The organism is Roseovarius sp. BRH_c41 (assembly GCF_000961715.1).
Lineage (GTDB): Bacteria > Pseudomonadota > Alphaproteobacteria > Rhodobacterales > Rhodobacteraceae > Roseovarius.
This window is the reverse complement of the sequence record NZ_LADY01000002.1, coordinates 13,962-33,372: the sequence shown is the minus strand read 5'-3', so window position 1 is coordinate 33,372 and position 19,411 is coordinate 13,962. Positions and strand designations below refer to the sequence as shown.

At 61.4% G+C, this 19,411-nt stretch carries 16 protein-coding genes; 7 read left to right on the top strand and 9 right to left on the bottom strand.

All coding sequences use genetic code 11. The features are described from left to right. Positions 1-9 precede the first annotated feature (9 nt). The 3 genes from VR71_RS00200 to VR71_RS00185 form a co-directional block, all read right to left on the bottom strand. Complete coding sequence (locus VR71_RS00200) at positions 10-1,428, bottom strand: type II and III secretion system protein family protein (RefSeq protein WP_040650271.1); 1,419 nt, start codon at positions 1,426-1,428, stop codon at positions 10-12. A 210-nt stretch (positions 1,429-1,638) separates the two neighbouring features. Then, entirely contained in the window at positions 1,639-2,508 is an 870-nt protein-coding gene (cpaB, locus tag VR71_RS00195; RefSeq protein ID WP_009815761.1) for a Flp pilus assembly protein CpaB, read from the bottom strand. 573 nt (positions 2,509-3,081) lie between these two features. Further along, positions 3,082-3,291 carry a Flp family type IVb pilin gene (locus tag VR71_RS00185; protein WP_045680092.1) on the bottom strand — a complete coding sequence of 70 codons (210 nt, stop codon included), beginning with the start codon at positions 3,289-3,291 and terminating at the stop codon, positions 3,082-3,084. Positions 3,292-3,646: 355 nt separating this feature from the next. Here VR71_RS00185 and VR71_RS00180 point away from each other — a divergent pair, with 355 nt between their 5' ends. Then, positions 3,647-4,465 (top strand): lytic transglycosylase domain-containing protein, encoded by an 819-nt coding sequence (locus VR71_RS00180; RefSeq protein ID WP_045680090.1) that lies wholly within the window; start codon positions 3,647-3,649, stop codon positions 4,463-4,465. Between the two features lie 48 nt (positions 4,466-4,513). Here the strand turns inward: VR71_RS00180 and VR71_RS00175 are convergent, their stop codons facing one another. From VR71_RS00175 to VR71_RS00150, 6 genes are all read right to left on the bottom strand, one after another. Next, positions 4,514-5,143: a 3-oxoacid CoA-transferase subunit B gene (locus tag VR71_RS00175; RefSeq protein ID WP_009815758.1), complete on the bottom strand. Its 630-nt coding sequence runs from the start codon at positions 5,141-5,143 to the stop codon at positions 4,514-4,516. Continuing rightward, positions 5,143-5,838 (bottom strand): CoA transferase subunit A, encoded by a 696-nt coding sequence (locus VR71_RS00170; protein ID WP_045680088.1) that lies wholly within the window; start codon positions 5,836-5,838, stop codon positions 5,143-5,145. Before VR71_RS00170 ends, VR71_RS00175 begins: the two co-directional genes overlap by 1 nt. Before the next feature lie 127 nt (positions 5,839-5,965). Continuing rightward, the gene (topA, locus tag VR71_RS00165; RefSeq protein WP_045680085.1) at positions 5,966-8,686 is read right to left on the bottom strand and encodes a type I DNA topoisomerase; all 2,721 of its coding nucleotides are present in this window, start codon (positions 8,684-8,686) and stop codon (positions 5,966-5,968) included. 158 nt (positions 8,687-8,844) lie between these two features. Next, on the bottom strand, positions 8,845-9,996 hold the full coding sequence (gene dprA, locus VR71_RS00160) for a DNA-processing protein DprA (protein ID WP_045680083.1): 1,152 nt from the start codon (positions 9,994-9,996) through the stop codon (positions 8,845-8,847). Positions 9,997-10,323: 327 nt separating this feature from the next. Further along, complete coding sequence (locus tag VR71_RS00155; protein WP_009815754.1) at positions 10,324-10,791, bottom strand: SRPBCC family protein; 468 nt, start codon at positions 10,789-10,791, stop codon at positions 10,324-10,326. Then, positions 10,788-11,129, bottom strand: coding sequence for a helix-turn-helix transcriptional regulator (locus VR71_RS00150; protein ID WP_045680080.1), 342 nt, complete (start codon positions 11,127-11,129; stop codon positions 10,788-10,790). Before VR71_RS00150 ends, VR71_RS00155 begins: the two co-directional genes overlap by 4 nt. 305 nt (positions 11,130-11,434) lie before the next feature. Here VR71_RS00150 and kdpF point away from each other — a divergent pair, with 305 nt between their 5' ends. The 6 genes from kdpF (at position 11,435) to VR71_RS00120 (ending at position 19,266) form a co-directional block, all read left to right on the top strand. Next, entirely contained in the window at positions 11,435-11,524 is a 90-nt protein-coding gene (gene kdpF / locus VR71_RS24450) for a K(+)-transporting ATPase subunit F (protein WP_009815751.1), read from the top strand. Positions 11,525-11,533: 9 nt separating this feature from the next. Then, positions 11,534-13,546 (top strand): potassium-transporting ATPase subunit KdpB, encoded by a 2,013-nt coding sequence (gene kdpB, locus VR71_RS00145; protein WP_045680078.1) that lies wholly within the window; start codon positions 11,534-11,536, stop codon positions 13,544-13,546. Between the two features lie 97 nt (positions 13,547-13,643). Then, positions 13,644-15,305, top strand: a complete 1,662-nt coding sequence (kdpA, locus tag VR71_RS00135; RefSeq protein WP_296429643.1) for a potassium-transporting ATPase subunit KdpA — start codon at positions 13,644-13,646, stop codon at positions 15,303-15,305. A gap of 23 nt (positions 15,306-15,328) precedes the next feature. Beyond that, positions 15,329-15,901, top strand: a complete 573-nt coding sequence (locus VR71_RS00130) for a potassium-transporting ATPase subunit C (protein ID WP_009815747.1) — start codon at positions 15,329-15,331, stop codon at positions 15,899-15,901. Between the two features lie 9 nt (positions 15,902-15,910). Continuing rightward, a complete protein-coding gene (locus VR71_RS00125; RefSeq protein WP_009815746.1) occupies positions 15,911-18,565 on the top strand; it encodes a sensor histidine kinase KdpD in 2,655 nt (884 codons plus the stop codon). Next, the gene (locus VR71_RS00120; RefSeq protein WP_045680074.1) at positions 18,562-19,266 is read left to right on the top strand and encodes a response regulator transcription factor; all 705 of its coding nucleotides are present in this window, start codon (positions 18,562-18,564) and stop codon (positions 19,264-19,266) included. The genes VR71_RS00125 and VR71_RS00120 overlap by 4 nt, the downstream gene beginning before the upstream one ends. Positions 19,267-19,411 lie beyond the last annotated feature (145 nt).

The following is a 19,411-nucleotide window of genomic DNA, read 5'->3' as shown; positions in this document are numbered from 1 at the left end:
GTCCCCTGCTCAATCCATCACATAGCCGTAGGATCCGGTGAAATCCTGCTTGGCCACCTCACCCACTGCGCCCCGGTCACTGACGCCATTGGCAACGCGACCATTCAGGAACAAATCTTTCTCCGACGGCAGTTTCACGCGATCTGTCGGCAAGGCAAGCGCCTCACCACGGGAGGGTGACACCAAATGCGCCGAGACGATGATCACGAGCTCGGTCTGCGAGCGCTGATAATCGGCACTTCGGAAGAGTGCGCCCAAGACCGGCACATCGCCCAGCCACGGAACCTGACCAGCATTGTCGCGGAAATCATCCTGCAAGAGACCGGCAATCGCAAAGCTCTCGCCGTCGCGCAGGGCCACAGTCGTGGACGTGTCGCGGCGGCGGAAAGCAGGGATCGAAAAACCGTCTGAAACCAAAGAATTGCTCGTATCAATCGAGGATACCGCTGCCGCCATCTCGAGGTTGATAATGCCGTCGTCCACGACGCGCGGCACGAAGTTCAGCTCGACACCGAAGGGTTTGAATTCGACGGTGGTGGTGTCGTTATCCTGAGCCACGGGCACCGGAAATTCGCCACCTGCAAGAAATTTGGCCTCTTGGCCCGACAACGCGGTCAGGTTCGGCTCTGCCAAGGTGCGCACAACGCCCTTGGTTTCCAGCGCCTCAAGCAGAATGCCAACCTCGACCGAGCCCACGTCAAAGCCGAAGTTAAAGACGCCGTTATTGTCATTCGCACCAGGAATTGTCCCCGCCGTCGACCCCAGCACGCCACCTAGCGTGTTAGTGGTGTTGGTGCCGCCGAAGACGCCGACCTGATTGGCCCCACGCGCGTCGATAGAGAGCGAGGTCGAGAGGGCCTTGGACACGCTGCGTTGCATTTCGGCAAAGCGAACCTTGAGCATCACCTGTTGTTTGCCGGAGACCGACATCAGGTTCGAGACACGTTCGGGTGCATAGCGCTCGGCGAGGTCCAGAGCGCGTTGCATGCGGGATGAGCTGGAGACTGTACCAGAAATCACGATACCGTCATTGGCGCTGCGCACCTCAATCGGTTCGCCCGGTAGAATTTGTTTCAGGCGTTCCTTGAACTCTTCTATATCCGTGCTGACATGCACGTCGATATTGGTGATGAGTTGTCCTGCGCCATCAAACAGGCTGAGAGTGGTGCGCCCCGGAGTCTTGCCCAAGACATAGATCGTCCGGTCTGACAGCGTTGAAAAATCAGCGATGGCAGGGTTTGCAATGCTCAATTCCGCGAAGGGTGAATCGCTCTCGACAACGACGGCCCTGTTCATCGCCACGCTGAGAACGCTGGACGTGCCGTTGCGAACGACCCGGATCGTCTCTGCCTGTGCAGGCTGTGGTACGTGGCCAGCAACACACGCCAGCCCAAAGAGAGCCGCGCATAAATATCTACGCAATTTCATGTGACCTGCCTTTCCGATCACGCCTCATTTTGTCGGGTCTTGTCGCCCGGATTTGTGCCACATTGCGGCAGTTCCGATTTTTTTTCAAGAATCAATGCAGTTTTGTGCATTTTTCTTATTTGTGTGACCAAATCCTACATGTACGAAAAAAAGGCACCCGCGAGCGGGTGCCAATGCCGAACGTCGCTGACCGGGTCAGTTCGTGCAGGGTCAGTTCGTGCAGGGAATGGGTGTCTCGATCACCTCTGCTCCACGCCGCGTGCGGATGGTGCAGGTTTCCGGGATCGCCTCCTGCTTGACGACCGCCTGTGCAGTGAGTCCGAGGAGCCGACGTTGGTCTACCTCGATGGACTGGGCCACCGTATCGTCCGACGCGCCGACCAGCGACAGCGACAGCCGCCCGGTGGATTGAGCTTGCGCCAATGCGGCAACTTGGTTGGGCGTGACCGCAACGGCCACTGTGCGGGCAACCACTGCCTCGGTCATATCCATGTCGGCGACCTGATCAACTGCGATCAGTTTCACGCCTGTGTCGATCAGCTTGGTGACTTCGCCCGTGGAATCTTCCTCAGTGCGCAGATTGCCCGCTCCGATGCTACCCGTCCAATAGATATCGACCGTGTCACCGGGGCGCAGGAAACCTGAAACGCCGCTGGTCACATCCACCTTGATGGCAAACGCCCGCATGCCGCGCTCCAATTGCGACGTTATACCGGCTTCTTCGCCGGGTTTTGTAACCTTGACCGCAAGGATGGGTTCGTTTTTCTCCATGCGACGCAGCGCTTTGCGCACGACGCTTGCCCCGCTGGGAAACAGCTCTTCCGTGGAGCTGAAGGCTCCTTCGGGTAGAGAGTCTTTGGGAAAGGCGATCAATCGCACGGCTTCTGTGGTGAGGGGCTCGCCGTATTTTATCAATTGGTTGGCCACATAGATGTCGACCGTTTCGATATTGGGCGCGCGCTGCTGACGCTCCAAGGCCAACTGCTGCTGATAGCCGTCGATGTAGGTCTTGGCCATATAGACCGCAAAACCCGCAAGGCCTAAGCCCAGCATTAGCACCAATCCGAAGACAATTCGCATGGCTATTCCTCTCCAGGTTATCTTTAGGAGAAACCGCTATGCGATCTCCTGTCTCGCACCATGCAATCACATACAAATGCGGCGGAAGTTTGGATGTATCGAGAACGTTTCGCGGCGCTCGGCGTTGGTGGCGTGTCTTTTGGAAGAGCAGAACGAAAAAACTCCAGAAGGATTACCCTTCCGGAGTTTGTCTCGCCAGTCGAAGATGGACTAGTTGCCGGTTCCGACAGTCACGTTGGAAACGGCAGTTGAAACGTCGCCGCCAAGAGATGTTGTCGCGTTCTGGATCGTTAAAATCGCGCCTACAGCCAGACCTACGACGGCAGCGGTGAGCACCACCCAATCGACAGTCACCGCCCCATCCTGGTCGAACGCAAATCGTCTCGCTATGTGTCGCATTCCAAAATTCGCCTTTCGGTACGGAAATTCCTGAACTTCGGCGTTTGGATGTTCTGAGTGTCTATACGCTTTAACCAAGGTTCTGAATTTCGCGCATGAGCGCTATGCGTGTTTAGGGCGACATGGCCGCAAATCGTGGATTTGCGGCCATGACCCTAACACGTTCGGGTCGTATTACGGTGTGGTTGTGGGAGCAGCTGCACCCGAACCGACGGTCTGGCCGGAGACGCCAGTTTCGATCGCGCTGGCCAGCGAGGTGATGCCGCTGTTGACCGATGCCACACCAGCGATGCCCAGGCCAACGACGGCTGCGGTCAGAACGACCCAGTCAACCGTTACGGCGCCGTCTTCGTCTTTCGAGAAGTTTTTGAAAAATTTGATCATTGTTGGTCCCTCCAAAGGATCAGTTGCTTGTGTTGTTACAGCCGCTTCAGTTTAGGACCCGATTTTTTTAATGGCCCGCTGCCGTCGTGGTGTGAAGCCATATAGCGGGTCAAATCAGGCGGGAATTTGGCGGCAATGGACCAATTTTCGAGTGACCTGAAGAAACTCCATGAAAAATCTTAAGATATTGAAAAACAACAGAAGAAAATCTGAAAAACGGTTTTTCCTCGGGTTTGAAGGGGGGATTGTGGCGCAATTGTGCGGTGCTCGCACCCTCAATCACGACAATACTGGCGTCGGAGGCGTATTTTTGCAATACTTGACACAATCAATCAGAGGCAGAGCAGCGCCCGCTATGAAAATTTTAAGTCTTTTGGTGTTTGCTGCGATTCTTGCAGGAACCGGCCCCGTTGTGGCGCAGGAGCCGCAACCCTTTGCTGACTTCACCTTCAAGCGGGAAAAGGCACCTGCGCCGGGGACACGACGCGGACCGCTCGTGCAGGTCACGCCTCAGGCCCCTGCGCCGCGTGTCAAAAAGAAGGACACACCTGCGCCTGTTACCCCTGACGTGCCCCGTAATGCGGCCTATGGGTGGTTCTGGGAACTTGTCCCCGCCGATCAGGAAACCGATCCGAACCTGCGCCTGCGAACCGCGATGGACCATCTGAGCAGGCCGCCCACTGGCAAATACGTCAGCGCGCCTCGGCTACAATCGGTGCAAGACATCGCCCGTTCGGAAGGTCGTCATATCCTCAGCGAGACCATCGGCACGCAAATCTCTCCTGCGTTGGTTCTGGCGGTGATCGCTGTCGAATCCTCTGGCCGGCCTGCGGCACTCAGCGGGGCAGGGGCGCAGGGGCTGATGCAGCTCATGCCGGATACGGCCCGTCGCTTTGGTGTGACCGACAGCCTGTCACCGGCCCAGAATATCCGGGGCGGGGTGGCCTATCTGGACTGGCTGATGACGGAGTTCAAAGGCGATGTGGTGCTGGCGCTTGCGGGGTATAATGCCGGCGAGAACGCCGTCAAACAGCACGGTGGCGTGCCGCCCTATACAGAGACCCGCGACTATATCCCCAAGGTGCTGGCCGCCTATGAGGTGGCGCGCGGGCTGTGCAAGACGCAGCCGGAATTGATCACCGATGCCTGCGCGCTCAATCTGGCGATGAAGTAAGGGCCGAACGACGCAAGCGCTCGGCCCTTGGATTTCAGTTGACGACGATCAGTTGACGATGGTCGCCTCGGTCGCGGCGCGCAATTCGTCTTCGGTGACGCCTTCGGCCAACTCAACAATCTTGAGACCGCCGTCGACCACGTCCAGAACGCCCAGGTTCGAGATGATCCGATTGACCACGCCCGTGCCGGTGAGCGGCAGGGTGCAGGATTTGAGCACTTTCGACTCGCCATGCTTGTTGGTGTGGTCCATGACCACGACCACTCGGCCCACGCCCGCCACGAGATCCATGGCACCGCCCATGCCCTTGACCAGCTTGCCGGGGATCATCCAGTTGGCGAGATCGCCATTCTCGGCCACTTCCATGGCCCCGAGGATCGCCATGGCGATCTTGCCCCCCCGGATCATGCCGAAACTCAGCGCGCTGTCGAAATAGCTGGTCTGCGGCACTTCGGTGATGGTCTGCTTGCCAGCATTGATCAGGTCCGGGTCTTCGGTGCCTGCAACTGGAAACGGACCCATGCCCAGCATGCCGTTTTCCGATTGCAGGGTAACGGTCACGCCTTCGGGGATGAAATTAGGCACCAGTGTCGGAATGCCGATCCCGAGGTTTACATAGGTGCCATCCTCAAGCTCTCGCGCCGCGCGTGCGGCCATCTGATTGCGATCCCAAGCCATTATGCTGCCCTCACGGTACGTTGTTCGATGCGTTTCTGATGTGTGCCTTGTACGAGGCGATGCACATAGATGCCCGGCAGGTGGATGGTGTCGGGGTCCAATTCGCCGGGTTGGACGATTTCCTCGACCTCCATGATGCAGATCTTGCCGCACATCGCGGCCGGCGGGTTGAAGTTGCGGGCGGTCTTGCGAAAGATCGCGTTGCCGGTGGTGTCGGCCTTCCACGCTTTGACGATCGAGAGGTCGGCAAAGATGCCCCGTTCGAGAATATAAGTCTCGCCGTTGAAGTCCTTGTGTTCCTTGCCCTCGGCCACCTGAGTGCCGACGCCTGTCTTGGTGTAAAAACCGGGGATGCCGCAGCCGCCAGCGCGCATACGTTCGGCCAAGGTGCCCTGCGGGTTGAATTCAAGTTCCAGCTCGCCCGAGAGATACTGGCGCATGAATTCGGCATTCTCGCCCACATAGGAGGACATCATTTTGCGCACTTGCCGGGTCTGCAGCAGGATGCCGATGCCAAAATCATCGACGCCTGCATTGTTGCTGGCAAAGGTCAGATCCTTGACGCCCGAGTCGCGAATGGCTGCCAAGAGCAATTCGGGAATGCCACAGAGCCCAAAGCCGCCCGCCGCGATCAGCATGCCATCCCGCAAGATCCCGTCAAGCGCCTCGGCGGCAGAGCCGTAAACCTTTTTCATTTGAAACTCCTCCAGACAGTTGTCGGCCCCGGTATGGGGCGCCTTGTGGGCACGAGTCAACGCACCCCTCTCCGCAACGACGCGGATTAAGGATTACTACGTAGACCCAGCTCTGTGTGGCGTGGGACTATTCGCCTGCGGCGGCCCGTTTGGCAGGGGCCTTTGCGCTGCTGGTTTTCTTCGCAGGAGCTTTTTTTGCCGGTGCCTTTTTTGTGGCCGGTTTCTTGGCGGATGCGGTTTTGGCGGCAGGTTTCTTGGCGGCGGTCTTGCGCCCCTTACCGGGTTTGGAGGCCTTGGCGGCAATGGCCTCGACGGCCATCTCCATCGTCACATCCTCCGGCTCGGTGCCTTTGGGCAGGGTCGCGTTGACCTTGTCCCATTTGATATAGGGACCATAGCGCCCCTCAAGGATCTGGATCGGGCCGCCATGTTCGGGGTGTTCGCCCATTTCGCGCAGCGCCTTGGCCGCAGCACGTCCGCGCCCACCGGGATTGGCGCGTTTGGCGGCCAAGAGTTCAACGGCGCGGTTCATGCCGATTTCGAACACATCATTCGGGTCTTTGAGATTGGCGTAGACCGGTTTGGCCTCTTCCGGCGATTGATGCATGAGATAGGGGCCAAAGCGCCCGAAATTGGCGGAAATCATGCCGCCTTCGGGGTGTTGGCCCACCTCACGCGGAAGGCTGAGCAGGGTGAGTGCCTTTTCCAGCGTCATCGCCTCGGCGCTCCAGCCTTTGGGCAGGCTGGCGCGGTCGGGTTTCTTGTTCTCTTCCGTCGCCTCGCCACGCTGCACATAGGGGCCAAAGCGGCCCGAGCGCAGCGAAATCTCAATGCCGTTCTCATCTTCGCCCAGAATCCGGTCGCCATTTTCCCCGGCATCCCCGCCGATGGGACGGGTGTAGCGGCATTCGGGGTAGTTGCCGCAGCCGACAAAGCCGCCCGAGCGCGAGGTTTTGAGATGCAACTGACCGGTGCCGCAGAGCGGGCACTGACGCGGGTCGCTGCCATCCTCGCGGGGGGGATAGAGTGTGGGGGCAAGGGCCGCGTCAAGCACAGTGAGCACCTCGGTGATGCGCAGCTCTGACGTTTCGGCAATCGCGGCGGAGAAATCGCGCCAGAACCGCGCCAGAATTTCCTTGTAATCCGCCTCGCCCGCGCTGACGCGGTCGAGATCCTCTTCGAGATTGGCGGTGAATTCGTAGCCCACGTATTTGCGGAAGAAATTGATCAGAAAGACCGTGACAATGCGGCCCTTATCCTCGGGGAAGAGACGGTTCTGTTCCTTTCGCACATATTCGCGGTCCTGAATCGTGGTCAGAACGCTGGCGTAGGTCGAGGGGCGGCCGATGCCCAATTCTTCCATCTTCTTGACCAGCGTCGCCTCGGTGTAGCGGGGCGGCGGTTGGGTGAAATGCTGAAGGCCAAGGATGGCTTCGTTGGGAGAGAGCACCGCGGCGGTCGACTCGGCCCCGTCGCTTGCCTTGGCAAACTCAGTCCGGAGCGAGGATTTGGCAAAGGCTGCGGGTTCGCCCTGCATGATCTGCGGCAGGCGGCGATCATCCTCGTCGCCGCTGACATCATCGCGACCTTCTTCGTAGACCTTAAGAAAGCCCTCAAAGAGCATCACCTGACCGGTGGCACGCAGTCCGACCTGTCCATCGTTGCTGCCGATCTCGACAGTGGTGCGCTCCATCCGTGCCGCCTCCATCTGACAGGCGAGGGTGCGCTTCCAGATGAGATCGTAGAGTTTGCGCTGATCCGCGTCAGAGGTTTTGATATGACCTGCGTCGCGGGTCATCTCTGTGGGGCGGATACATTCATGCGCCTCTTGGGCGTTCTTGGCCTTGTTCTTGTACATGCGCGGCGATTTTGGCAGGTATTCGGGGCCAAAGCGGTCCTTGATCGCGTCGCGCGCGGCCATCACGGCCTCGGGCGCCATGTCGATGCCGTCGGTCCGCATATAGGTGATGTATCCGGCCTCGTAGAGCCGTTGCGCGGCAGACATGCATTGCTTGGCACCCATGCCGAATTTGCGGCTGGCCTCTTGTTGCAAGGTCGAGGTCATGAAGGGGGCAGAGGGGTTGCGGCTGGCCGGTTTCGCCTCGACCGAGGTGACGGTGAGCGTGCGGGAGGTGATGGCTTGCACCGCCAATTCGGCCTGCGTGGCGTTCTCCAGATCGAATTTGTCGAGCTTCTTGCCCGCGAGCGAGACAAGCCGCGCCTCATAATCCTGTCCGCGTGGCGTGGTCAGCACGGCCTTGACGGACCAGTATTCGCGGGCGGTAAAGGCCTCGATCTCCATCTCGCGTTCGACGATGAGGCGCAGGCAGACCGACTGCACGCGCCCAGCCGAGCGCGCGCCGGGCAGTTTGCGCCAGAGCACCGGGCTTAGGTTGAAGCCGACGAGGTAATCCAGCGCGCGGCGGGCCAGATAGGCCTCGACCAGTGGCGCATCGACCTGACGGGGATTTTTCATCGCCTCGGTGACGGCGGATTTGGTGATCGCGTTGAACACCACGCGGCTGACGGGGGTGTCCTTGGTGATCGCCTTGCGCTTGCGCAGGGTTTCTTCAAGATGCCAGCTGATGGCCTCTCCTTCGCGGTCGGGGTCAGTGGCGAGGATCAGCGCGTTGTCGTCTTTAAGCGCATCGGCGATGGCCTTGACATGTTTTCGGCTGTCGACGCCGATTTCCCATGTCATCTCAAATCCGTGCTCTGTGTCGACAGAGCCATCTTTGGCAGGCAAGTCGCGGACGTGGCCATAGCTTGCCAGAACCGTGTATCCGTCGCCCAAATACTTGTTGATTGTCTTGGCTTTGGCGGGCGATTCTACAACGACAACGGGCATGGGCACTCCTTCCGACTCTGGTCGAGGCTTATGGCGGGGCACCATGTGGGCTGGCAAGGGGAATTGTCAATCTAGCCGTAAGGGTTGCAAAACCGCGACTTTATGACCCCGAACGGGGCTTTGCGGATCACGGGCGCTCAGAACCCTATCGACGATTCTCACCGTGCGAGCGCCAAGAGACCGCCCGGATGCCGGGTGATACGCCCGTCAAGTTCAAGGTCAAGCAGCGCCGGGGCAACTTTGTGCGCGGGAGTGGAGAGATCGCGGATCAGCTGATCCTCGGCCAAGGGAGAGGGTCCGAGACGGTTGAGGATCTGCGCGTGCAGGCTCGCCGTTTCGCGCAGGCTGCGCGGGGGGACAGGTGCGGCGTCGAGGGGCATCTCGGTCTGAGGGGCGGGAGCCGGTTTGAGGAGGGGGATCTGAGGCAGGGCGTCGATCACATCCTCTGCGTTGCGCACCAGAATGGCCCCGTCGCGGATGAGCATGTTGCAGCCACTGGCGCGGGCGTCAATCGGGTGGCCGGGCACGGCCATCACATCGCGCCCCTGATCGAGGGCGGTGCGCGCGGTGATCAGAGATCCGGATTTAGCGGCGGCCTCTACCACGACCACAGCCTGCGCCAAACCGCTGACCAGCCGGTTGCGGCTGGGGAAATGCCGGGCCTGCGGGATGAGGCCGATGGGCTGTTCCGAGAGGCGCAGGCCATTGGCGAGGATGTCGCTGGCCAATTTCGAGTTCTCCGCCGGATAGATCACATCGACCCCGCCCGCCATGATCGCGACAGTGCCACCGGTGAGACTGCCCAGATGGGCGGCGGTGTCGATGCCGCGCGCTAGGCCCGAGACAATGAGATAGCCACGGGCCGAGAGGTCAGCCGCGAGGGATTTAGCCATGCGGGTGCCAAGTGACGAGGCATTGCGCGCTCCCACCAGGGCGATCATGGGACGCGCGAGCAGCGCGGCATCGCCCATGATCCACAGAAGCGGCGGCGCATCCTGTATCTCTTGCAATCGGCTGGGAAATTCCGGATCTGAAGCGCAGATCAGGCGGGCCCCCGCGGCGCGCCCCGCGCGCAATTCCGCCTCGGCCACACCGATGGGGCAGGGGGTGTAATCCGCAACACCCGCCGCGCGCGCCACCTCTGGCAGGGCCGCAAGCGCCGCTTGCGCGCTGCCATGCGCGGCCATCAGGCGGTGAAAGGTGGCCGGACCAACCCGGCGAGAGCGCAAGAGGCGAAGCCACGACACCCGATCATCTTCCGTGGTGGGTGGGAGTGGGGGGTGAGTGGAAGGATGGGTATCTTCGGGCATCCGTGACCTCGCCTGCTTGCAAGATCATGGATAACGGTGAGAGGGTTAACGTGCGGTAAACCGCAATCGGGTGAGTCGCAGATTTTTCAGAAATTTCTCACAGTTTATTGATAATAAACACTAATTATTTTTACTTTTGAGGTTCTACACGGATCGGTCACGCGTCGGTGGAGGTGTTGGCTGCGTGTCGCGAGAGACGGTCGTGAGCGGAGCGCGCGATGCGGGCCGATGGATCTGCGGCAATCCACGCACCGCTGACGGCGCGTGATCTGACGCCTGCGTCAATGGTCAGGACCCTGACCCCCCCTCGTGCAGAGCAAACGAGCGTCACTTGAGCGATTGCGCGTAGGCCTCAAGCTGTGTTGCCACTGTTCCCCAGCCCTCATAGAAACCCATATCCTCGTGGCTCTGCCGCGCTTCGGATGACCGATGGCGCGCCGTGGCCGTGTATGTGGTTCCACCCTTTCCATCATCGGCAAACTCGACGATCGCCGTCATAAAGGGATCGGGGGCGGGCTTCCATCCTTCACTATAGGTGTCTGTGAACACCAATCGTTCGCCGTCGACCACGTCCAGAAAAACGCCCACGTTCTCCATCCGGTGGCCGTCGACATTCATTGTCGTGTTGAATTTGCCTCCAACCCTCAGGTCGATCTCGCATGCCTCGATCACATGCGGTCTTGGCACAAAGAAATTCTTGATATGCTCTGGCGTTGTCCAGCACTCCCAAAGCAGGGCTCGTGGTGCGTTGATCGTGCGCGTGAATGTCAGGTCGGTCTTGGGATCGAGGGTCATGTCTCTTTCTCCTGCATGAGGGTCGTTATGTAATCGTCAAAACGGTCGAGACGCCCTTCCCAGATCGCATTCTGTGCGCTCAGCCAATTTTGGGCTGGTGTGAATGCCTCCGGGGACAGCGCACAGATCCGTGTCCGCCCTTTTTTCCTTGAGGTGATAAGATTGGCCGCCTCGAGTTTTTTCAGGTGTTCCATGACGGACGGCAGCGCCATGTCATGCCCTGCGGCCAACGCGCTGACGGAGGCCTCGCCCCGCGCTAGACGCTGAAGGATCATGCGTCGCGTTGGATCGCCAAGCGCCGAAAAGCAGAGATCAAGGCTGGGTTCATACTTAGACATGTTCCTAAGTAACATCATGGGTGAGGGCCGTCAATGTAACTTAGCCATAAACCTAAGTATCGGGCGCGTTGCCAAACATCGACCGCACCGCGCCACATGATGTCCGACACATCCTCTGAGCCCTCGACCGAGCAGCCTTTGGGGTGCCGTTTCTCACGCAAATGGGCGCGGGTGCGCATTTTCAAACCTCTGATTATAAGTGATTTTTATGCTCGTTTTATGATGTCTGCGTGAACTTCACATGGCGGCTTTATGCCCATCCGGCGCAGATATCAGAAACGAAATGGTATCTGGAGGATTGATACATGGGCTTCGATCTCGTGCTCGGTGGCATCATTGCCGCAGCGCTTCTCGTTTATCTGCTGGCTGTGCTCTTGCGGCCCGAACGGTTCTGAGGGCGCAGCATGGCACTTCACCACAACACGTCGATCTTTTCATCCGGCCTTGTCGGTCCGGCGATGCGCGAGAGCGTCGTCAAGCTCGATCCGCGCCAGTTGATCCGCAACCCGGTGATGTTCACCACAGCCGTTGTCGCCCTGTTGGCGACGGTACTCCTGATCCGCACGCTGGCCTTTGGTGGCGATGCGGGTTTCGAGGCGCAGATCGTCTTCTGGCTCTGGCTGACGGTGCTCTTCGGCAACTTCGCCGAGGCGCTGGCAGAAGGGCGCGGCAAGGCGCAGGCGGCCTCATTGCGGTCGACCAAGGCGGAACTGAAAGGCAAGTGCCTCAAGGGCGACATCCAAAAGCGCGTATCAGCCAGCGATCTGCGCGCCGGTGACATCGTGCTGGTTGAGACCGGCGATCAGATCCCGGCGGACGGCGAGGTCATTGAGGGCGTCGCTTCGGTCAACGAGGCGGCGATCACCGGGGAATCCGCGCCCGTGATCCGCGAGGCGGGTGGCGACCGGTCTGCGGTCACGGCGGGCACGCGCGTGATCTCGGACTGGATCAAGGTCAAGGTGACGGCAGAGCCGGGCGAGGGATTCCTCGACCGGATGATCAGCCTTGTGGAAGGCGCGAGCCGCGCCAAGACACCGAATGAGGTCGCGCTGACGGTGCTGCTCACGGGGCTTACGCTGATCTTTCTGATTGCCGTCGGCACGCTGCCTGCCTTTGCCGCCTATGCGGGGGGTGCCATCCCGGTGCCGGTCCTTGTGGCGCTGTTCGTGGCGTTGATCCCCACGACAATCTCTGCGTTGCTGTCGGCGATCGGTATCGCGGGCATGGACCGGCTGATCCGCTTCAACGTCCTGGCCAAGTCGGGCCGCGCGGTCGAGGCGGCGGGCGACATTGACACGCTGCTGCTCGACAAGACCGGGACGATCACGCTGGGTGATCGGCAGGCGACCGAGTTTTTGCCACTGTCGGGCGTGCAGGAGGGTGACCTGATCGAGGCGGCGCGGCTGTCGTCGCTGGGGGATGAAACCCCCGAGGGCCGGTCGATCATCGAACTGGCGGGCAAGGGTGAGGCGGCCCCCGACGCTGCCGAAAGGGTGAGCTTCTCCGCACAGACACGGGTCAGCGGGATCGATATTGGCGAGCGCAAGATCCGCAAAGGCGCGGTGGACGCGATCCTGAACCTACATGACTTTGACCAAAGCGCTGTCACGCAGATGCGCAGCCTAACCGAACGGATCGCACGGGCGGGCGGCACGCCGCTGGCCGTGGCCGATGGCAACCGCCTGCTGGGGGCGATCAACCTGTCGGATATCGTCAAGGCGGGCATCAAGGAGCGCTTTGCCGAATTGCGCCGCATGGGCATCCGCACGGTGATGATCACCGGGGATAATCCGCTGACGGCGGCGGCCATTGCGGCCGAGTCCGGGGTTGATGACTTTCTGGCCGAGGCAACGCCCGAGGACAAGCTGGAGTTGATCCGCAAGGAACAGGCCGAGGGCAAGCTGGTCGCCATGTGCGGGGACGGCACCAACGACGCGCCGGCCCTTGCGCAGGCCGATGTGGGTGTTGCGATGAACACCGGCACGCAGGCCGCGCGCGAGGCTGGCAACATGGTCGATCTCGACAACAACCCGACAAAGCTGATCGAGGTGGTGGGCATCGGCAAGCAGCTTTTGATGACGCGCGGCGCGCTGACCACCTTTTCGATCTCGAATGACGTGGCCAAGTATTTCGCCATCCTTCCGGCGATTTTCGTGGTGCTTTATCCGGGCCTGGATGCGCTCAACGTCATGGGGCTTGCCAGCCCGCAAAGCGCGATCCTGTCGGCGATCATCTTCAACGCCGTCATCATCCCGTTGTTGGTGCCGCTGGCGCTGCGCGGCGTGACCTATCGACCGCAGAGCGCGGCCCGGCAACTTATCCGCAATCTTGGCCTCTACGGGCTTGGCGGCCTGATCGCGCCCTTTGTCGGGATCAAGCTGATCGACATGGTCGTGTCCGGCCTCGGCCTCGCGTGAAGGAGCACGCAGATGATCTTTCTCACCTATGCAATCGGGATTCTGATTTTTGCCGCCCTGATCGGCATCGTGACCCGGCTTTTCAAGGAGTGACCCCATGGACCATGTGCTTGTCATAGGGCTTATCATTGGTGGCACGGCGCTGCTGTCGCTGCCGCTGGGTGCCTGGATGAAACTGGCGATGGATCCCGCCTCTGGCGGGGCCACGCGCTGGACCACTCTCTTTGCCCGGATCGGCGGGACCTGCGAGGAGCAGGGCTGGAAACGCTATCTCGTGGCGATGCTGATCTTCAATGCGATCATGTTTACGGTGACCTTCGCGATCCTCGCGCTGCAACACTGGCTGCCGCTGAACCCCGATGGCAAGGGCAGTCTCGGTCCGACGCTGGTGTTCAACACGGCGGCTTCCTTTACCACCAACACCAACTTGCAGCACTATTCGGGCGAGGTCTCAATGAGCTATCTGAGCCAGCTTGCCGGAATGATGTGGCTGCAATTCGTATCGGCGGCGACCGGCATCGCGGCGCTGGCCGCGTTGGCCCGTGGCATTGCGGGCCGCGCGACGCTTGGCAACTTTCTGGTTGACGTGCAGCGCGCGAGCTTTCTTGTGCTGCTGCCCGTGGCGCTGGTCGTGGCGGTGCTGATGGTGCTGATGGGCGTGCCGATGACTTTGCAGGGCTCGGCGGTGGTCACCACGCTCGAAGGGGTGACACAGACCATCGCGCGTGGCCCGGTCGCGGCGTTTTTGACGATCAAGCAACTGGGCACCAATGGCGGCGGCTTCTTTGGGCCCAACGCCACGCATCCGCTGGAAAACCCGAGTTTCTGGACCAACGGGCTGGCGATGATCGCCATCATGCTGATCCCGATGGCCTGTGTCTGGATGTTCGGCGGGATTCTGCGCCGGAGGAAACACGCGGCTGTCATCTTTGCGGTGATGACGCTGTTCATCCTGGTCAAGATCACTGGCTCGGTCAGCTTTGAGACTGCGCCAACCCCGGCCTTTGCCGACTTGCCCGTCGCCGCGGATGTCGGCAACCTTGAAGGCAAGGAACTACGCTTTGGGGCCACGGGCGGGCCGCTCTGGGCGGTGCTGACCACGTCCACCTCGAACGGGTCAGTCGGTGCGATGCATGACAGCCTCAATCCGCTGACCGGGCTGATGCCGATGGCGGGCATGTGGCTCAACGCGACCTTTGGCGGCGTCGGCGTGGGCATGATCAACATGTTCCTCTACATCGTCGTCGCGGTCTTTGTCGCGGGGATGATGGTGGGGCGCACGCCGGAATATCTCGGTCACAGGATTGAGGCCAAGGAGGTGCGGCTCGCCGTTCTGGCACTCTTCGCGCACGCCGTCCTGATCCTCGGCGGCACGGCGCTCTTTGCCGCAACGTCGCTGGGCCAATCCACGGTGCAGGAGACGGGCGCGCACGGTTTCTCGGAGATCCTCTACGAGTTCACCTCGGCGGCGGCCAATAACGGCTCTGGCTTTGAGGGATTGGGCGACGGCACCTGGGCCTGGAACATCGCCACGGGCGTCGTGATGCTGCTCGGGCGGTTCCTGCCCATCATCCTGCCGCTCGCCATTGTTGGCAGCCTGATGACCAAGCGCCGCGCGGCGGAAAGTGTGGGCACGCTCGGGGTCGAGGATGCGACCTTCGGCATCATGCTGGGGATCACCATAGTGATCTTTGGCGCACTCACCTTTCTTCCGGCGGCGGCGCTTGGGCCGATTGCCGAACATTTCGCGCGGCCCTGAGCCGCGTCAAAGGAGACAGACCAATGAACGACATCATTTCAGGCCTTCGTGTCACAGCAGCGACCATGGCGATCTGCGTCGCAGGCTATACCGCCGTGATCCTCGGCTTTGCGCAGGTCGTCACACCGGCCACCGCCAACGGCTCGCTTATCCTGGGCGACGACGGCACCGCGCGGGGCAGCCGCCTGATCGCGCAGGGCTTCACCGCGCCGGGCTATGTCTGGCCGCGACCCTCTGCGGTGGCGTATGACGCGGCCGGCGCGGGCGGATCGAACCTGTCGCCTGCCAATCCGCTCTTGGCAGAGCGTGCGAGGGCGCTGATCGCGGCCTATGGCGGAAATACCACCCCGATCCCAGCCGATCTGGTGACGGCCTCGGGTGCGGGGCTTGATCCGCATATTTCGCGTGCGGGCGCGCTTTTTCAGGCGCCCCGCGTCGCGGCGGCGCGTGATGTGGCACCGGCTGCTGTCCGGGCGATCATCGACCGGCTGGCAGAACGGCCAGGTGGGGCATTCACGCCAGACCGCATCGTCAATGTGCTGGAGCTGAACATCGCGCTCGATGCTGAACTGGCACGTTCGTCCGACACGGAGTAAAACGGCCCCATGACAGATGACGCTCGCCCCTCGCCCGATGCCCTGCTGCGCGAAGCACAACGCGAGGGGCGTGGCACGCTCAAGATCTTTCTTGGCGCCGCCCCCGGCGTCGGGAAAACCTACGAAATGCTCCTTGAAGGGGCGGAAAAAATCGAGGCTGGTGCCGATGTCGTCATCGGCCTGGTCGAGACCCATGGCCGCGACGAGACCGAGGCGCTGGTTGCCCCGTTGCCGGTCATTCCCCGCAGAAAGATCGACTACAAGGGCCAGACCCTGACAGAGATGGACCTCGATGCGGTGCTGGAGCGGCGACCCAAGATTGTTCTCGTTGACGAACTGGCCCACACCAATGCGCCGGGAAGCCGACACCCCAAGCGGTGGCAGGATATCGAAGAGTTACGCGCTGCGGGCATCGACGTGATGACCACGGTGAACATCCAGCATGTCGAAAGCCTCAACGACGTGGTTGGCAGCTTTACCCATGTCCGGGTCCGCGAAACCGTGCCGGACAAGGTGTTCGAGGAGGCTGAAATCGAGCTGATCGACCTGCCGCCAGAGGATCTCATATCGCGTCTGGGCGATGGCAAGGTCTATGTGCCCGACCAGGCGCGCCACGCGCTCGATCACTTCTTTTCCAAGGGCAACCTGCTCGCGTTGCGCGAACTCGCGCTGCGCCATGCCGCGCAATATGTCGAAGCGCGCATTCAGGAACACAAGAGCGTCACCGGCAAGGATATCGGCTATGCCGGCGGACAGCGCATCCTTGTCGCGATCTCTCAGGAGGCAGGGGGCGAGCAGGTGATCCGCGCCGCAAAGCGTCTCGCTGATGCACTCAAGGCACCGCTCATCGCGCTCTATGTCGAGACACCGTCGGCGGAGCGGTTCGGTGACGCCGAGAAAACACAACTGGCTGGAAATCTGTCGCTGGCGGCGTCGCTCGGGGCCACGTTGCAATCGGTGCCTGCAACCTCTGTTCAGGATGCCATTCTGGCGCATTGCAGGGACGTGAGCGCCACGCAGCTTGTCTTGGGGAAATCGCGTCGACAGGGTGGTTGGTGGAGACGGCGCGATCCGATTGTTCAGGATATCCTTGACCGGACAACCGGCGTCGCCATCCACGTCATCCCCTTTGACGAGCAGGTGCGCGGGCGAGACTGGCGGAATTTTGTGCCGCGCGGAAGCTGGACCGGAGATGCCGTGGCCATCGGATCGGTCGCTGCGTTGACGCTGGCCGCCTTTCTGGCGCAGGGCTGGATCAGTCGCGGTCCGATTGACCTTCTCTATCTGTTGCCGGTGATCGTCAGCGCCAGTCTTTACGGATTTCGCGCCGGTCTGATCGCCGCGATTGCTGCCGGGATCGCCTATAACTTCTTCTTCCTTCCACCGTTCTACACCGTCATCATCTACGGACCTGCGAATATCATCACGGCTGTCTTGCTCGTGGTCGTCGCGATCATCACCGGGCAGCTTGCGGCACGCGCCCGCGCTGCCGCCGCTCTTGCCATGCGCAGCGCTCGTGAGAATGCGGGCCTTGCCCGGTTCGCCACACGGCTCGGGGCCGCAAGCAATACGCAAGAGACAGCGCAGCTCATCCGCGATGAATTGCGATCCTTGCTGGCGGTGCAGACCATCGTGCTGCACCCCTCCGCCGACGGCGTGACGATATCGGCTTTTGGTCAGACAAAGCCACAGCTGAGCCCGGTGGACCGTGCTGCGGCGGAATGGGTGATGGATCATGGCGAGGAGGCTGGCATCGGCACCAATACCCTCACCGCCAGCGCGTGGCAGTTCCGCCCGCTCAAGACCTCGCTCGGGACCCTGGCGGTCCTTGGGTTTCGTGGGCCACATGGCCGTGATCCCATCCCGACCGAGCGTGCGGCGCTGGCCGAAAGCCTGATTGATCAGGCCGCTCTTGCCCATGAGCGCCTGAAGCTGGAGGCCGACATGCGCGATATGGAGGTGGTCCGTCAGCGCGACAACCTGCGCGCGGCCCTTCTCGCCTCGCTCAGCCATGACCTGCGCACCCCGCTCACTGCCGTGACGGCAGCGGCCGAGGCGCTTTCGGCAACAGGCGATGAGGCCGAATTGGTCGAGACGGTGCGCAGCGAGGCGCGCAGGCTGAATCGCTTTCTGTCGGACCTGCTGGACCTGACCCGGATCGAGGAAGGCGCGGTCACGCCTGATCTTGTGCCCACGGATCTGACCGATGTGATCGCCTCTGCGCTGGGCGACCTGAGCAAAAGCCTGACTGGGCGAAAGGTGCTGACCTCGATCGACCCGAACCTGCCACTGGTGCGGGCCGACGCGGTTCTCCTCAACCATGCCTTGCTCAATCTGGTCGACAACGCGGCCAAGTATTCGCCGCAGGACGCACCGATCGAGATCATCGCGCGGATGGGGCGGCGCGGGCCGGTGATCGACGTGCTCGACAGCGGGCCCGGCATTCCACAGGGCAGCGAACAGCGGATCTTTGACCGCTTTGCGCGCGGCGAGACATCGGATCGCACCGGCGGCTCGGGGCTGGGCCTCGCCATCGTCAAGGGGTTCGCCGCAGCGATGGGCTTTACCGTCGAAGCGGCGCGGCGTCAGGGGGGCGGATCGCGCTTCACGATCCGCATCCCGTCGACCGCAATCATACAGGTTTCACTGGAGGATATCGCATGACCGGGCCAGTCCTGATCGTCGATGATGAAATGCCAATCCGGCGTCTTCTGCGCGTCGCGCTGGAGCGCAGCGGCTATGCAACCGTCGAGGCCGAGTGTGCCAAGGCCGCGCTTGCGGCGCTCAGGACGCCCCTGCCGCAACTCGTTCTGCTTGATCTCGGTTTGCCTGACCGCGACGGGCTCGAGCTGATCGGCGCGTTCCGCGAACAGGGCGTGCCGATCATCGTGTTGACCGCCCGCGATGCGTCGGCTGAGAAAGTCGCCGCCCTCGACCTTGGCGCGGATGACTATGTCACCAAACCGTTCGACAGCGAGGAATTGCTGGCGCGCATCCGGTCCTGCCTGCGTCGGACGGATCAAACGATGGGCCGCCTGCGCAAATTGACCGTCGGGCCGGTGCAGGTCGATCTCGACGCACATGCCGTGTCTAAGGCGGGCATCGAGGTAAAGTTAACCCCCAAGGAGTTCACGCTTCTGGCGGCGCTTGCCAGCCATCCCGGCAAGGTTCTCACCCATACCCATCTGCTGCGAGAGGTCTGGGGGCAGGCGCATACCGACCACGTCGAATATCTCCGGGTCACGGTGCGGTCGTTGCGAAAGAAGCTTGAGCAGGATCCGTCAAGCCCGGTTCTCATCCAGAACGAGCCCGGCGTCGGGTATCGGTTCCATGATCTCGGCGGTGCTGTGCCTGCACCCACGTAAAGCCGCCGCAAGACCTCTCTGACCGTCCAATGACTGCTCCGCGTTTGGCAAGGTGCCGTCACGATCAGGCAGTTTCAGGCCCAGACCGGTCGGCATGCAGATATAGCAACGCCAGCAGTCGGTGACCAAAGGGTCTTTTATCCTG

Bases quoted from the DNA above. Each gene is read 5' to 3' on its own strand.
- VR71_RS00170 (WP_045680088.1), bottom strand. From the start codon at position 5,838: ATGAAAAAGGTTTACGGCTCTGCCGCCGAGGCGCTTGACGGGATCTTG.
- kdpF (WP_009815751.1), top strand. From the start codon at position 11,435: ATGGGCTTCGATCTCGTGCTCGGTGGCATCATTGCCGCAGCGCTTCTC.
- VR71_RS00175 (WP_009815758.1), bottom strand. From the start codon at position 5,143: ATGGCTTGGGATCGCAATCAGATGGCCGCACGCGCGGCGCGAGAGCTT.
- VR71_RS00125 (WP_009815746.1), top strand. From the start codon at position 15,911: ATGACAGATGACGCTCGCCCCTCGCCCGATGCCCTGCTGCGCGAAGCA.
- VR71_RS00150 (WP_045680080.1), bottom strand. From the start codon at position 11,129: ATGTCTAAGTATGAACCCAGCCTTGATCTCTGCTTTTCGGCGCTTGGC.
- VR71_RS00130 (WP_009815747.1), top strand. From the start codon at position 15,329: ATGAACGACATCATTTCAGGCCTTCGTGTCACAGCAGCGACCATGGCG.
- VR71_RS00120 (WP_045680074.1), top strand. From the start codon at position 18,562: ATGACCGGGCCAGTCCTGATCGTCGATGATGAAATGCCAATCCGGCGT.
- VR71_RS00185 (WP_045680092.1), bottom strand. From the start codon at position 3,291: ATGATCAAATTTTTCAAAAACTTCTCGAAAGACGAAGACGGCGCCGTA.
- kdpA (WP_296429643.1), top strand. From the start codon at position 13,644: ATGGACCATGTGCTTGTCATAGGGCTTATCATTGGTGGCACGGCGCTG.
- VR71_RS00180 (WP_045680090.1), top strand. From the start codon at position 3,647: ATGAAAATTTTAAGTCTTTTGGTGTTTGCTGCGATTCTTGCAGGAACC.
- VR71_RS00155 (WP_009815754.1), bottom strand. From the start codon at position 10,791: ATGACCCTCGATCCCAAGACCGACCTGACATTCACGCGCACGATCAAC.
- VR71_RS00200 (WP_040650271.1), bottom strand. From the start codon at position 1,428: ATGAAATTGCGTAGATATTTATGCGCGGCTCTCTTTGGGCTGGCGTGT.
- cpaB (WP_009815761.1), bottom strand. From the start codon at position 2,508: ATGCGAATTGTCTTCGGATTGGTGCTAATGCTGGGCTTAGGCCTTGCG.
- topA (WP_045680085.1), bottom strand. From the start codon at position 8,686: ATGCCCGTTGTCGTTGTAGAATCGCCCGCCAAAGCCAAGACAATCAAC.
- kdpB (WP_045680078.1), top strand. From the start codon at position 11,534: ATGGCACTTCACCACAACACGTCGATCTTTTCATCCGGCCTTGTCGGT.
- dprA (WP_045680083.1), bottom strand. From the start codon at position 9,996: ATGCCCGAAGATACCCATCCTTCCACTCACCCCCCACTCCCACCCACC.